This window comes from Kitasatospora sp. SolWspMP-SS2h (assembly GCF_003259315.1).
Taxonomy (GTDB): domain Bacteria; phylum Actinomycetota; class Actinomycetes; order Streptomycetales; family Streptomycetaceae; genus Kitasatospora; species Kitasatospora fiedleri.
Map to the genome: position 1 here is coordinate 101,720 of NZ_QLLT01000014.1, position 12,867 is coordinate 114,586.

At 76.8% G+C, this 12,867-nt stretch carries 11 protein-coding genes; 6 read left to right on the forward strand and 5 right to left on the reverse strand.

All coding sequences use genetic code 11. From position 1 onward, the window contains the following. Positions 1-24 precede the first annotated feature (24 nt). Together K353_RS18850 and K353_RS18855 are read right to left on the reverse strand one after the other, a co-directional pair. A complete protein-coding gene (locus K353_RS18850) occupies positions 25-3,312 on the reverse strand; it encodes a sacsin N-terminal ATP-binding-like domain-containing protein (protein ID WP_111554774.1) in 3,288 nt (1,095 codons plus the stop codon). A gap of 266 nt (positions 3,313-3,578) precedes the next feature. Continuing rightward, positions 3,579-4,454, reverse strand: coding sequence for a DUF3027 domain-containing protein (locus K353_RS18855; RefSeq protein WP_111554775.1), 876 nt, complete (start codon positions 4,452-4,454; stop codon positions 3,579-3,581). Between the two features lie 597 nt (positions 4,455-5,051). Between K353_RS18855 and K353_RS18860 the strand changes: the two genes are divergently transcribed. From K353_RS18860 to K353_RS18875, 4 genes are all read left to right on the forward strand, one after another. After that, positions 5,052-6,395, forward strand: coding sequence for an MFS transporter (locus K353_RS18860; RefSeq protein ID WP_370447624.1), 1,344 nt, complete (start codon positions 5,052-5,054; stop codon positions 6,393-6,395). A gap of 124 nt (positions 6,396-6,519) precedes the next feature. Beyond that, positions 6,520-7,056, forward strand: a complete 537-nt coding sequence (locus tag K353_RS18865; protein ID WP_111554776.1) for a DUF2771 family protein — start codon at positions 6,520-6,522, stop codon at positions 7,054-7,056. Between the two features lie 11 nt (positions 7,057-7,067). After that, positions 7,068-7,748 carry a futalosine hydrolase gene (locus tag K353_RS18870; protein ID WP_111554777.1) on the forward strand — a complete coding sequence of 227 codons (681 nt, stop codon included), beginning with the start codon at positions 7,068-7,070 and terminating at the stop codon, positions 7,746-7,748. Between the two features lies 1 nt (position 7,749). Continuing rightward, a complete protein-coding gene (locus K353_RS18875; protein WP_111554778.1) occupies positions 7,750-8,601 on the forward strand; it encodes a 1,4-dihydroxy-6-naphthoate synthase in 852 nt (283 codons plus the stop codon). Between the two features lie 7 nt (positions 8,602-8,608). Here K353_RS18875 and K353_RS18880 read toward each other — a convergent pair whose 3' ends face one another. Together K353_RS18880 and K353_RS18885 are read right to left on the reverse strand one after the other, a co-directional pair. Beyond that, positions 8,609-8,992 (reverse strand): cold-shock protein, encoded by a 384-nt coding sequence (locus K353_RS18880; protein WP_100836787.1) that lies wholly within the window; start codon positions 8,990-8,992, stop codon positions 8,609-8,611. Positions 8,993-9,317: 325 nt separating this feature from the next. Further along, entirely contained in the window at positions 9,318-10,451 is a 1,134-nt protein-coding gene (locus tag K353_RS18885) for an alpha/beta hydrolase family protein (protein ID WP_111554779.1), read from the reverse strand. 174 nt (positions 10,452-10,625) lie between these two features. Between K353_RS18885 and K353_RS18890 the strand changes: the two genes are divergently transcribed. Beyond that, complete coding sequence (locus tag K353_RS18890; RefSeq protein WP_111554780.1) at positions 10,626-10,901, forward strand: hypothetical protein; 276 nt, start codon at positions 10,626-10,628, stop codon at positions 10,899-10,901. Between the two features lie 38 nt (positions 10,902-10,939). On the opposite strand, the gene K353_RS18895 is transcribed toward K353_RS18890, so the two are convergent. Beyond that, positions 10,940-11,566, reverse strand: a complete 627-nt coding sequence (locus K353_RS18895; protein WP_111554781.1) for an HAD family hydrolase — start codon at positions 11,564-11,566, stop codon at positions 10,940-10,942. A gap of 195 nt (positions 11,567-11,761) precedes the next feature. Between K353_RS18895 and K353_RS18900 the strand changes: the two genes are divergently transcribed. Next, the gene (locus tag K353_RS18900) at positions 11,762-12,787 is read left to right on the forward strand and encodes an ABC transporter substrate-binding protein (protein WP_111554782.1); all 1,026 of its coding nucleotides are present in this window, start codon (positions 11,762-11,764) and stop codon (positions 12,785-12,787) included. Positions 12,788-12,867: the final 80 nt, after the last annotated feature.

Below are 12,867 nucleotides of genomic sequence, written 5' to 3' on the forward strand. Positions count from 1 at the left end.
AACGGCGGGCCCGGCCCCGGACCGCTACTCGTAGTCGCGGGCCGCCAGCAGCTCGTACGCCCGGTCGGGTTCGGTGAGGGCGGCCAGGACCTCGAAGCGGCGGTGCCACTGGTGGACGGACCAGGCCAGGCCGGCGGCGAGGCCCTCGGGGGTGGCGGCGTGCAGCAGGCCGGGGACGGGCGGGACGTCGAACTCGTCGTCCTCGTCGGCGGCTTCGGCCTCGTCGGGGTCGTAGGGCAGTTCGGGGGCGGTCGCGGCGGTGTCCCAGCGCCAGGCGACGCGGGCCTCCTCGCCGTCGGGGCCGACGACCAGGAGTTCGTCGTGCTCCTCGTAGACGGCGGGGCAGCCGGGCAGCAGTTCGCGGACCACCGCGGGGACGCGGTGCAGGGTGCCCTCGGAGAGCACCCGGCCGCCGGCCACCTCGCTGGCCAGCGAGACGTGCAGGCGCTCGGCCAGGGCCGGGGCGAGCAGCGGGTGGACGGGCAGCACGGCGTGGTCGTGGAGGAGTTCGACCAGGTCGGGGGCGTCGGCGACGACCGCGGTGGCGGCGTCCGCGATGACGGTGCGGTCGTCGCGGCGGCCGGTGGCGTCGTCCAGCGGGGCCAGCGCCCGGACCACGTCGAGCGGTTCGACGCGTTCGGCCGGGAGGGCGGCCAACAGGCTGTAGATGCCGTGCAGTTGGCGGTGGCTGACCTCGGAGAGCGGGTCGGTGAGGCGGTCGATCAGCTCGTCGGGGCCGTGCGGTTCGGCGAGCAGCGCGTTCAGCGTGGTGCGCACGCCGAGCGCGTGCAGGAACTGCGGGTCGAGCGTGGTGCGGGCCTCGTCGTAGAGGCCGCGCAGCAGCGGGTCGGCCCCGGCGGCGCGCAGGCCGGCCGGTTCGCGGCCGTCCAGGACGGGGTGGTCGCGCAGCCACCAGGCGGTGTACGGGGGCAGGTCGGTGTAGCTGCCGTCGGGCAGCAGGGTGCGCACCGGTACCACCACGGCGTCCCGGTACGGGGGCCGGGCGAGCAGGGCGAGCGCCTCGGGCCAGGCGTCGTCGGCGACCAGGTCGAGGTCGCGGACGGCGAGCAGTTCGGCGGCGACCGGCGGGACGCCCAACTCCCCGGCGTCGTCGGCGTGCAGGGCCTCCAGGGCGTCCTCGCACCACTCGGCGAGGCCGTCGGGGGCCTCGTCGATCAGGCCGGTGGGGCGGCCGCCGGCGGCCCGGTCGGCGGGGGCGGTGGGGTCGAGGCGCTCCAGGTCGTCGGGGTCGAGGACGACGTCCTCGGCGCGCACCAGGGCGAAGGCGGTGAGCGCGCCGGCCGCGGCGAGGACCTCGGGGCCCCAGCGCTCCAGCAGGTCCTCGTCGACGAAGGCGGCCTCGTCCTCGTCGACCAGGCGGGCCAGCGGGCTCCCGGGGAGCAGGAGTTCACCGGCCCGGGCGAGTTCGCCCTCGTCGTCGGGCAGGGCCAGGCGGGCCAGCCAGGGGTGCTCGCCGGGGGCGGGGGCGGCGGCCCGGACCAGGGCGAGGACGGCGTCGGCGAGGTCGACGGCGGCGTCGTAGTCGTCCTCGCCGACCTCCAGCGAGCGGGCGACGGCGGCCCGGACCTCGGGGGTGTCCAGGACGCCGGCCGGGGTGGCGGTGGCGGCGCCGAGCTTGGCGAGCAGCGGGTGGGCGGCGTCGGGGTGGGCCAGGCGCAGGTCGAGCAGGTCGAGCGCCTCGGCGAGCGCGCCGGGGTAGCCCTCGTAGCCGGCCCAGTCGGCGGCGTCGGAGGGCAGCAGGACGCGGCGCGGGCCGGTGACCGTGCGGCCGTCGGCGAGCGGGACGGGCAGCGCGCCCAGTGACTCCGGGTCGGCCCCGGCCAGGGCCGCGTACAGGCCGCGCCACCAGGCGGGTTCGCGCTCCAGGCCGCCGAGCTGGTCGACCACCTCGGCGAGCGGGACGCGGCGCACCCGCAGGGTGCGCAGTTCGGTGCGGCGCTCCAGGCCGGCCGGGAGCAGGCCGGGGAAGATCGGGGCGAGCGCCTCGACCACCTCGTGGTCGGCGCCCTCCAGCAGGACGGCGTCGCGCGGGCGCAGCGCGGGGGTGCCCGCCTCGGTGCCGGGCGGGTGCGGCAGGAAGGGCGTCTCGGGCAGCCGTTCCAGCACGGCGGTGCGTAGCGCGCTGTCCAGGGCGCCCTGGCCGAGCGGGGCGGGGACGAGGTCCAGCGAGCCCGGGTCGGCGCCGCGGGCGCGCAGCAGTTCGGCGTAGGCGTCGGCGGCGCGCTCGGTGAGGAAGTCGGTGAGCGGGCCGGGCGCGACGTGCCGCCGGGTCGGGTCGAGCGGGTAGGAGGCGATCAGCAGGGCGGGCAGGCCGAGCGGTTCGTCGCTGGGGGTGGGCGCGTGCACCACGGCGGCGGTGCCCGGGCGCTGCGGGCGGCCCCGCTCGTCGACCGGGACGGCCCAGGTGAGCGTCCAGTACGGGCGGGCGCGTTCCTCGGTGGTGCGGTCGGCCAGCAGTTCGGGGGCGGCGGTGCCGGCGGCGCTGACGGTCTGCCAGGTGGTGCTGCGCTCCCCGTCGGTGACGGTGACGGCGGGCAGTTGCTCGGGGTGCGGCGGGTGCGCGGTGCGGGTCAGGGTGCGCACGCCCTCCGCGGTGTCGACCACCACCTCGGCGAGGCCGGGCAGGGTCAGCAGCAGGGCGTCGTCGATCCCGGCGAGCAGGCGGCGGGTGAGGTCCTCGGCGGCGGCGTCGCGCAGCGGCAGGACGACCACGGTGTCGTAGCCCGCGGGGGGCTCGCCCTCGGCCGCGAACGGCACCCGGAGCACCGGCAGGTGGCCCTCGCGGCGGGTCAACTCCTCGGTGAGCTGCGGGATTCCGGCGACCAGCGCGCGGGCGTCGGTGAGCGACCAGCGCACCCCGCCGGGGTGGCCGAGCACGGCGGGTTCGTCGCTGACGGCCAGCACGGCGGCGAAGCCGACGCCGAACCGGCCGACCACCTCCCGCTCGTCCCCGCGCTTGGCGGAGGCCCGCAGGGTGGAGAGCGACTCGACCGCGGCGGCGTCCAGCGGGGCGCCGGTGTTGGCGGCGGCCAGCACGCCGTCGCGCAGGGTCAGCCGGAGCCGGCCGGTGACTCCGGCCCGGGCGGCCGCGTCGGCGGCGTTCTGGGCGAGTTCGACGATCAGCCGGTCCCGGTAGCCGCCGAGCGCCAGCTCCTCCTCGGCGTTGGCGTCCTCCCGGAACCGGGCGGGCGCGGCCGTCCAGGCCGCGAGCACGGTGTGCCGCAGCCGGGCCGTGTCGAAGACGTCCGATTCCTCGGGGGACGCCGCGCTGCCGATGATCCGAGACTCCACGTGCCGAGCCGCCCTTCGTGTGGTCCGCGTACGAGTCGGCATTCTGCCAGTCGTCCCCGACGGCGCCGTACGGGACGGACGCGCGGCCGGGACGCGCACGACGGGAGCGCGGGGAACGGCGGAACCGCGCGAACGGGCCCGCCCGCACCGCGAGGTGGCGCGGTGGCGTCAGGTCGTTCCCGTCGCCGCGGCCTCGCCGGCGTCCGTCCTCCGCCGCGCGCGGTTCGCCGCGCCCCGGTTCCGCCCGCCCCGTTCGGCGCGCGGCGTCACGCGTGGCCGAGCTCCTCGGCGGGCGCGTCCGGTTCGACGGAGCCGGAGGCGCGGTCGGGGTGCAGCGGGAGGGGTTCGACGACCGTCTCGTCGAGGATCAGCTCGCTGGGGACGGGCGGGGCCGGCAGGACGGCGGCCTCGGAGTGCGCGCCGCAGCCGTAGGCGAGCGAGACGACCTGGCCGTCGGCCGGGCCGAACTCGTTGCCGCAGACGCCGAACGCCTGGCCGAGCGAGCCGCCGATCGGGACGAGGAAGCCGCAGGTGTCGCAGGAGGCGGGGGCGGACTGCGCCATCGGGGTCTGCGGGCCGTACGCGGTCTCCCAGCGCTCGGCGGCCTGGTGCAGGCCGTGCCGGGACAGCACCCGGGGGCGGACCAGGCCGAGTTCCTCGGCGATCGCGCCGATCTTGGCGCGGGCGGGCGCCGGCTGGATGTCCTCGGCCGGGGCGTCGTCCTCGGCAGCCTCGACGAGCACCGAGTTGGGGGCGGGCTCGTCCTCGCCGGTCCAGCCGGGTTCCAGCCGCAGGTCGTCGGCTCCGGTGGGGAGCAGGTCGCCGGGGCCGAGGTCGCCGGGGAGCAGGCGCTCGCTCCACGGCACCCACTGCGGGGCGAGGACGGCGCCCTCGCCGGGCAGCAGGGCGACCTCGTCGAGGGTGACGTTCTTGGCCCGCGGGGCGCGGGCCACGGTGACCGCCCAGCGCCAGCCCCGGTAGGCCGGGTCGAGGCATTCGAAGGTGTGGGTGACGACGCGCTCGGCGTCCGCGCTCGCCTTCACGTGGGGGCCGACGACGGCCTCCCCGACGCTGTCCACCACTGCCTGGCGGGCGAGGTCGACGGCCTCTGCACAGAGCCGGTCAGGGGTACGGCTTCGCATCGCAGCACTCACGGCGTCGGTTCTCTCCCAGTCCTGTCATCCTGCGGTCCCGCGGCAGCACCCGGTGGGCGGGCCCGCGTCGGCTCCCGCTGCCACGTCTCGGGGGCGACCCCCGCGAGCACGGGGCCGGTCCATTCTGCTAGACCCGGGGGCGGTCCGTGGCCGGGCCGCGCCGCCCGGGTCGGCCGCCCCCCTGTGGGAGGCCGGGCATGCGCGTAGTGCAGGCTACCCGCCGGTCGGTGGTGCAGCACAGTCCGGGCCGTGGGGACGGGCGCGCCGACGCCCGGACAATCACTCGTTAGGTCGGCGATTCTCGGGCAGGATGGGTGTGTGGCGGAGGAGAACCCGCTGCGGCACGGGCCGCGTCCCGAGCAGGCCGAGAGCCGTTCGGGGGCGTCCGCCGTGTCGCGGCAGCAACCCGTGGCCCCCGGTGAGCCGGAGGCCGATGCCCCCTGCCCGACGCCCCGTCAGCCGGGCCCGGACCTCTCGAAGGACCCCGGGCCCGCCGCGTGCGCCGACCGCACCGCCGGCGGGAGCACCCTCGCCGCGGAGACCGGCTCCGAGGACGTCGGTTCCGAGCACCCCGACCGGCCGACGGTGAAGGCCCGCGGCTTCTGGGCCCGCGGCGCGTCCGCGGTGGGCGCCCGCACCGGCCGGGTGGTGAACGGGACGGGCCGGCGGATCCGGCGGGCGACCTCGGCGGAGGGCGCCGGCGAGTCCGGCCTGGCGAAGCTGATCGAACTGCACGCGCTGAACTCGTTCGGCGACATGCTGATCACGGTGGCGCTGGCGTCCACCATCTTCTTCTCGGTGCCGACCGGCGAGGCCCGCGGCCGGGTCGCGCTGTACCTGCTGATCACGATGGCCCCGTTCGCGCTGCTCGCCCCGGTGATCGGCCCGCTGCTGGACCGGCTGCCCAACGGCCGCCGTTCCGCGATGGCGATGTCGATGCTGGCCCGGGCGGCGCTGGCCTGGGTGATGGCGGGGGTGGTGACCGGCGGGGGGCTGGCGCTGTACCCGGAGGCGCTGGGCGTGCTGGTCGCGTCGAAGGCGTACGGGGTGGTGCGCAGCGTGGTGGTGCCGCGGCTGCTGCCCGCCCAGCTGTCGCTGGTGAAGGCGAACTCGCGGGTGACGCTGGCGGGTCTGCTGACCACGCTGGTGGCCGGCGGGGTGGGCGGGCTGCTCCAGCTGCTCGGGCCGGGGTGGCCGCTGCGCGGGGCGTTCGTGGTGTTCGTGATCGGCACCCTGATGGCCTTCCACCTGCCGCACCAGGTGGATTCGGCGCGGGGCGAGCAGCGGGCGCAGCTGCTGGCCGGGCCGCAGGAGGAGCCGCGGCCGAAGGGCGTGCTGCGGGCGGTCGGCCCGTCGGTGGTGATGGCGCTGCGCGGGGTGGCGGCGCTGCGCTGGCTGGTCGGGTTCCTGGTGATGTTCCTGGCGTTCCTGATCCGCAAGGACCCGCCGGGCGGCCTGCCCGGGACGGTGGCGCTGGGGCTGGTCGCGGCGGCGGCCGGGCTGGGCAACGCGCTGGGGTCGGTGCTGGGGTCGTGGCTGCGCACCCGCGGCTCGGAGGTGACGGTGACGGCGGTGCTGGCGCTGGCGACGGCGGCGGCGGGCGCGTCGGCGCTCTGGTACGGGGCGGTGACGGTGACGGTGGTGGCGGCCGTCGCGGGGATGTCGGCCTCGCTGGGCAAGCTGGCGCTGGACGCGCTGATCCAGCGGGACGTGCCGGAGGCGGTGCGGACCTCGGCGTTCGCCCGTTCCGAGACGGCGTTGCAGCTGAGCTGGGTGGCGGGCGGCGCGGTGGGCATCTCGCTGCCGCTGAACCCGGTGCTGGGGCTGACGGTGGCGGCGGCGGTGATGACGCTGATGCTGCTGTGGACGTTCCGCTCGCTGCTGCGGGTCGGGTCGCACCGGTCGGCGGCCCGGCCCCGGGTGGCCTGAGCGGCGGGCCGGCGGCCCGGCCCGGCCTCCCGGCGGTGCGCGGCGCGCCAGCGCACGGCCCAACCTCGGGCGACTCGGGCACCCCGGCGTCATGTGATCACGGAAGGCGAGTAGCCTCTTGCGCATGAGCCTCAGCACCCGTGCCATCGCCGGTATCGCCGGCGTCGTCGTCGTCGGCGCCGCCTCCCTCGGTACCGGTATCTACTGGGCGAACGACGCCGGCAAGCCCCGTGAGAACGTGGCGACGATGGTCGTCGGCACCTCGACCACCACCGCCGCCCCCTTCTGCTACAACGACGGCAAGCCGCTCGACGAGGACTACCTCACCAAGTGCCTGTCGGACATCAAGCAGGCCCGCAAGGACGACAAGCTGCCGAAGCTGGACGTCCGCGCGAGCGACCGGATCGGCGTCGGCGTGCCCAGGGAGCTGGCCGACAAGGGCTGGTTCGCGCTGACCAACGGCGGCTCCAGCGGCCAGGTGCCGCTGGCCGGCGGCGCCGAGGGCGAGGTCCTCACCGGGGTGACCTACTCGGGTTCGAAGAGCGCCGGCGCCCTGATGTCGAGCAACGACGTCACCTCGGTGACGGTGGTCTCGCAGGACAAGGCGTCCCAGGAGTACTACGCGGTCTGGGCCTTCGACCTGGACAACAAGAGCAGCTGAACCGCCGGTCGATGACCGCTGAGCGCACCGACGAGCAGCCCGGCCCCGCCGCCGGGCTGCTCGTCGTCGTCGCCGTGGAGGCGGAGGCCGAGGCGGTGCGGCGCGGGCTCGGACCGGGCTCGGGGACCGTGGTGCTGGCGGCCGGGGTCGGCCCGGCGGCCGCGGCGGCGGGCACGGCGGCGGCGCTGGCCCGCGGCCGGTACCGGCTGGTGCTGTCGGCGGGCATCGCGGGCGGGTTCGCGCCCGGGGCGCCGGTCGGGTCGCTGGTGGTGGCGGACGCCGTGCTGGCGGCCGACCTGGGCGCCGAGACGCCGGACGGCTTCGCGGACGTCACCGAGCTGGGCTTCGGCACCGTCCGGCACCCGGTGCCGCCCGCGCTGGTGGCGGCGCTGGCCGGGGCCACCGGCGGGGCGGTCGGCGAGGTGCTGACGGTGTCCACGGTGACCGGCTCGGCCGAGCGGGCCGCCGCGCTGAGGGGGCGCCACCCGCGGGCGCTGGCCGAGGCGATGGAGGGTTTCGGGGTGGCCGAGGCGGCCGCCCGGTCCGGGCTCGCGGCCGGTGAGCTGCGGGCCGTGTCCAACGCCGTCGGGCCGCGCGACCGCGCGGCCTGGCGGATCGGCGAGGCGCTGGCGGCCCTGGAGCGGGCCTTCGCGGCGCTGCCGCCGCTGTCCCGTCTGCTCCAGGAGGTCTGAGATGGCCGAGCCGCTCACCGTCGCGTACTCGCCCTGCCCGAACGACACGTTCGTCTTCCACGCCTGGGCGCACGGCCTGGTGCCGGGCGCGGACGCGCCCGAGGTGCGGTTCGCGGACATCGACGTCACCAACGGGCTGGCCGAGCGCGGCGAGCTGGACGTCCTGAAGATCTCCTACGGGCAGCTGCCCTGGGTGCTGGACGAGTACGCGCTGCTGCCGTGCGGCGGGGCGCTGGGCCGGGGCTGCGGGCCGCTGGTGCTGACGGCCGGTCCGCTGGAGGCGGCGGCGCTGGCCGGGCGGCGGGTGGCGGTGCCCAGCGAGCGCTCCACGGCGTACCTGCTGTTCCGGCTGTGGGCGGCCGGGGCGGTGCCGGGCGGGTTCGGTGAGATCGTGGTGCTGCCGTTCCACGAGATCATGCCGGCCGTCCGGGCCGGGGAGGTGGACGCCGGACTGGTGATCCACGAGGCCCGGTTCACGTACCAGGAGTACGGCCTGCACCGCCTGGCCGACATGGGCGAGGCGTGGGAGGCGGCCACCGGGCTGCCGATCCCGCTGGGCGCGATCGTGGCCCGCCGCTCGCTGGGCGCCGAGCGGCTGCGCGAACTGGCCGACACCGTACGGGCGTCGGTGCGCGCGGCCTGGGCGGACCCGGCGGCGTCCCGGGCGTACGTGCTGGCGCACGCCCAGGAGATGGACCCGGCCGTCGCCGAGCAGCACATCGGGCTGTACGTCAACGAGTTCACCGCGGACCTCGGCGAGGAGGGCTACGCGGCGGTGCGCGGCCTGCTCACCCGGGCCGCCGGGCAGGGACTCGTCCCCGCCGTCGACCCGGGCGCGCTGGCCTTCCCCTGAGCCCGGGTCAGACGTCGAACTGGTCGGCGATGGCGCGCAGCACCATGGCGATCTTCTGGCCCTCCGGCTTGCTCGGGTAGCGGCCGCGCTGCAGGCCCGGCAGCACGCTGTCCAGCTTGGTGATCAGGTCCTGGACGATCGGGGCCATGTCGTCGGCGCTCTTGCGCTGGGCGGCGGCCACCGAGGGCAGCGCGTCCAGCAGCGTCACGCTCATCGCCTGGTCGCCGCGGTGGCCCGCGGCGATGCCGAACTCGACCCGCTGGCCCGGCCGCAGCGTGGTGACGCCCGCGGGCAGCGCCTTGGTGTGGACGAAGACCTCGCCGCCGTCGTCGCGCGACAGGAAGCCGTAGCCCTTCGTCTCGTTGAACCACTTGACCTGGCCGGTGGGCATCTCGAACAGTCCTCGGTATCGGGTGCGTGCGGCCCCCGTCGGGCCGCGGGTGGATGTGCGGCGGGCGCCCTGGGCGGGCGGCCGGTTTCGCTCAGTCGAGCAATGATCCCTCAGCGTTCACCGGAACGGCGACGGGATTCCGGACCGGGGTGCGGCCGTGCCCCGCGTCTGCTGCGCCCTCCACTGGCTCACACCCCCGATCGCTGCCGGGCGGGCGTTCGTGGACCATCCGTCGGGTCCGCCCGCGCGATGGCTGCATACCCGGGGCCGGCGCGGGTCGAAACTCCTTGCGCGCACGGAGTTGCGCGCTGTGACGCCGGGCCGGTCAGGCGGGGTCGGCCAGGTGGTCGGAGAGCCAGCCGAGCGAGGCCGGGAGCATCCGGGACCAGGTGGTGAAGTTGTGGCCGCCGCTGTCCAGGGTGATCGCCGAGACCCTGGTCGCGGTGCCCTTCGCGGCGGCCAGGAACCGCTCGGTCTGGGCGTGGTAGTCGCCGTCGCCCTCCCGGCTGCCGCCGACCAGCAGCGCGGTGGCCGGGGCCGGCAGGTGGGCCAGCCGCCACTCCAGGTCGGCCTGGTCGCGGCGGGCCCGGTCGCCGCCGAACAGGTCCCCGGTGGTCGGGTCCTCGGCGGCCCGGTAGTAGCCGGACAGCGACACCGCGGCGGCGAACACGCCGGGGTGACGCATCGCCAGCTTCAACGCGCAGTACCCGCCGGTGGAGTTGCCGATCACGCCGAGGCTGCCCGGCCCGTCCGCGATCCGGTACGAGGTGCGCAGCGCGGCGGGCACGTCGGCGCTGAAGTACCGGTCGGCCTGCGGGCCGCCCGGCACGTCCTCGCACTCGGTGTCGCGGGGCATCGCCGGGGAGGGCCGCATCAGCACCAGCACGGTCGGCCTGGCCCGGCCCTGCTCGGTGAGCTTCAGCTGCACGGACGGGTAGTTGAGCTTGGTGACCAGGTTCCTGGCGTCCCCCGGGAAGCCGGTGATGGCGATCACCGCCGGGAAGCGCCTGTCCCGGTACTCGGGCCGGAAGTACTGCGGCGGCAGGTAGACGTAGCCCTCGGTGGCCAGCCCGGTGCTCGCCCCGGGCAGCCGGACCCGCTCCAGCCGGCCGGCCTGCTCGGGGGCGCGGCCGGTCGCGCCGGTGTCGCGGACGTTCTCGACGGCCAGCCGCTGCACGCCGGGGGCGCGGCCGAGCAGTTGGTTCTGGATGGTCACCGGGCCGTCCTCGCCGGTGCCTAGCAGGTCGTCCCAACTGCTGTAGAAAGCGAAGGAGTTGTTCGCCAGCAGGGCCAGCGTGCAGAGCACCGTCAGCTGGGTGCCGACGATGGTGGCGAGCCGCCCGAGCACCGCCCGCCAGCCGCGCCCGGCCAGCCGGGGCCAGAGCCGCACCGTGCCGGCCACCGCCAGCGCCGACAGCAGCGCGGACAGCGCCAGCACCTTGTGACTGGTCAGACCCATGTGCCCGCACGCCCCCGCTCGCCCGTTCCGGATGCCGTTTCCCTCAGCATGCCTGAGGGATTCCTGGGAATCCTGAGCGTTCAGTCGGAACGTGTGTCGCCGCGCCCCCGCCGATCGGAGGGGGCGCGCGGTGGGACAATCGGGGGGAGTGGTCCGCGCGAAGGAGTGGTGAGAGTGAGCGACCGTCCTGGTGTCCGTCCCGGCGACCGTCCGGGCGACCCCGGTGACCTGCTGGTCCGGATCGGCGGCGTGGTGTTCGGCGTCGGCATGCTGGCCACCGTCGCCACCTTCGTGCCGCTCTTCCTCGACCTGACCAGGCTGCCCACGTTCGCGTACTGGCTGTCGATGCTGATGCCGCTGGGCCTGCTGGTGGCCCTGGTCGGCCTGTTCGTCACCGCCCGGGCCAACACCCGGCGGCGGCGCGCCCGGGAGGCCGCCACCGCGGGGTAGCGCCCCCGGGCCCCGGGCTCCCGTCCCTCCCCGGCCGCTCAGCCCGGGTGCCCGGCCGTTCGGCCCAGGTGCCCGGCCAGCCAGGCCGGGAACTCGGTGAGGTCGCCCAGCACCGCGTCCGCCCCGGCGGCGGCCAGCTCGGCGGCGCCGTACGGGCCGGTGGCCACGCCGACCGCGACGGCTCCGGCGGCCAGGGCCCCGCGGACGTCCCCCAGGTGGTCCCCGACGTAGACGTCCGCGCCGTGCGCCCGCAGCGCCTCGCCCTTGGTCTCCGCCCACAGGTCGCCGACCAGCGCGTCCACCTCCAGCCCGATGCCGTCCAGGTGCCGCCGGGCGTTCGGCTCCCACTTGCCGGTGATCACCAGCACCCGCCCGCCCGCCGCCCGCACCGCGGCCACCGCGGCCAGCGCCCCCGGCAGCTCGCGCGCCGGCCCGATGGCGTGCTCGACGTACAGCTCCCGGTACCGCGCCACCACCGCGTCCAGCCGCTCCGGCGGGTACCAGTTGGCCAACTCCCGCACCAGCGGCGGACCGAGCCGGCTCACCACCAGGTCGGAGTCGATGACCGTCCCGGTCTCGGCCGCCAGCACGTCGTAGGTGGCCTTGATGCCGGGCCTGGTGTCGAGGAGCGTCATGTCGAGGTCGAAACCGACGGTGAGAGCCATGCGGCCAGCCTAACCAGCACCCCGCGGGCCTCGTCGTGGGGCTGCGCGGCGGGGCCCCGCGGTGGGGCCCCCGTGGCGGGGCCGGGGCCACCCGGGCGGGGTAGTGGCGGGGTTTCCGGCCGCAAAAGCCGGGGGGAGGGCCGCATCGCGGACATACTGGCTGGCATCCGACCGTGCCGCCGGAGGAGGTCCCAGGTGCCACCCCCGCTGTCCCGCCGGGCCGCCCTCACCGGGCTCGGTGCCGCCCTGCTCGCCGGTTGCGGCCCGCACGTCCTCCCTACCGCCCCGCCGCTGCCCACCGCCGACGACGACGGGGCCCGCACGGGTTCGCCGACGCCGACACCGGTGCCGCCCAGCCCCGTCCCGCGCCCCGACGTCACCGTGGACGCCGCGGACGGGCCGGTCACCGTGCCCGGCGGGGCGCGCCGGGTGGTCGCCCTGGACACCGCCGAGCTGGACTCCGCGATGACGCTCGGCATCACCCCGGTCGGCACCGCCAAGGCCCCGCTGGACACCGGGCCGCCCGGCTACTGGCCCGCCTCCCGGCTCGCCGGGGTCGCCGTGGTCGGCGGCATCGGGGCCGCCCCCGACACCGCCGCGATCACCGCCCTGCGACCGCAGCTGATCCTCACCAACCTGGCCCGCGACACCGACCACCTCCCGGCGCTGCGGGCGATCGCCCCGACCGTCGCCACCCGGACCACCGGCGCCCCCTGGAAGGAGAACTTCCAGCTGCACGCCACCGCCCTGGACCGCCGCGAGCAGGCCGCCGCCGTGGTCGCCGCGTACGACCGGCACGTCGACCAGGCGAAGGCCGCGCTCGCCGCGGCCGGGGCCGCCGGACAGCGGATCAGCCTGGTCCGGTTCGTCGAGGGCTCCCCCGCCGTCCGGCTGTACGCCCGGCAGAACTTCCCCGGCAGCGTCCTGGCCGACCTCGGCCTGCCCCGCCCCGCCCCGCAGGACGCCGACCGCTTCGACACCGAGGCCGCCCCCGACCAGCTCGCCCCGGCCGACGGCGACCTGCTGCTGTACGCGGGCTACGGCGACCCCGCCCGCAACGGCCTGGCCACCGCCCTCGCCTCCCCCGCCTGGCGGGCCCTGGGCGCCGTCCGCGCCCACCGCGCCTTCCGGGTCGACGACCAGCTGTGGTTCCAGGGCATCGGCTACACCGGCGCACACTTCCTGATCGCCGAGCTGCTGCACGTCCTCGGCGCGAACTGACCCGGCACGGCGGGCGGGGCCGGGAGGCGGGGAGCGGCCCGGGGCGCACCCGACCCGCCGTCACCGACCCGGCCCCGTGC

Bases quoted from the DNA above. Each gene is read 5' to 3' on its own strand.
- K353_RS18855 (WP_111554775.1), bottom strand. From the start codon at position 4,454: ATGCGAAGCCGTACCCCTGACCGGCTCTGTGCAGAGGCCGTCGACCTC.
- K353_RS18865 (WP_111554776.1), top strand. From the start codon at position 6,520: ATGAGCCTCAGCACCCGTGCCATCGCCGGTATCGCCGGCGTCGTCGTC.
- K353_RS18870 (WP_111554777.1), top strand. From the start codon at position 7,068: ATGACCGCTGAGCGCACCGACGAGCAGCCCGGCCCCGCCGCCGGGCTG.
- K353_RS18875 (WP_111554778.1), top strand. From the start codon at position 7,750: ATGGCCGAGCCGCTCACCGTCGCGTACTCGCCCTGCCCGAACGACACG.
- K353_RS18880 (WP_100836787.1), bottom strand. From the start codon at position 8,992: ATGCCCACCGGCCAGGTCAAGTGGTTCAACGAGACGAAGGGCTACGGC.
- K353_RS18885 (WP_111554779.1), bottom strand. From the start codon at position 10,451: ATGGGTCTGACCAGTCACAAGGTGCTGGCGCTGTCCGCGCTGCTGTCG.
- K353_RS18895 (WP_111554781.1), bottom strand. From the start codon at position 11,566: ATGGCTCTCACCGTCGGTTTCGACCTCGACATGACGCTCCTCGACACC.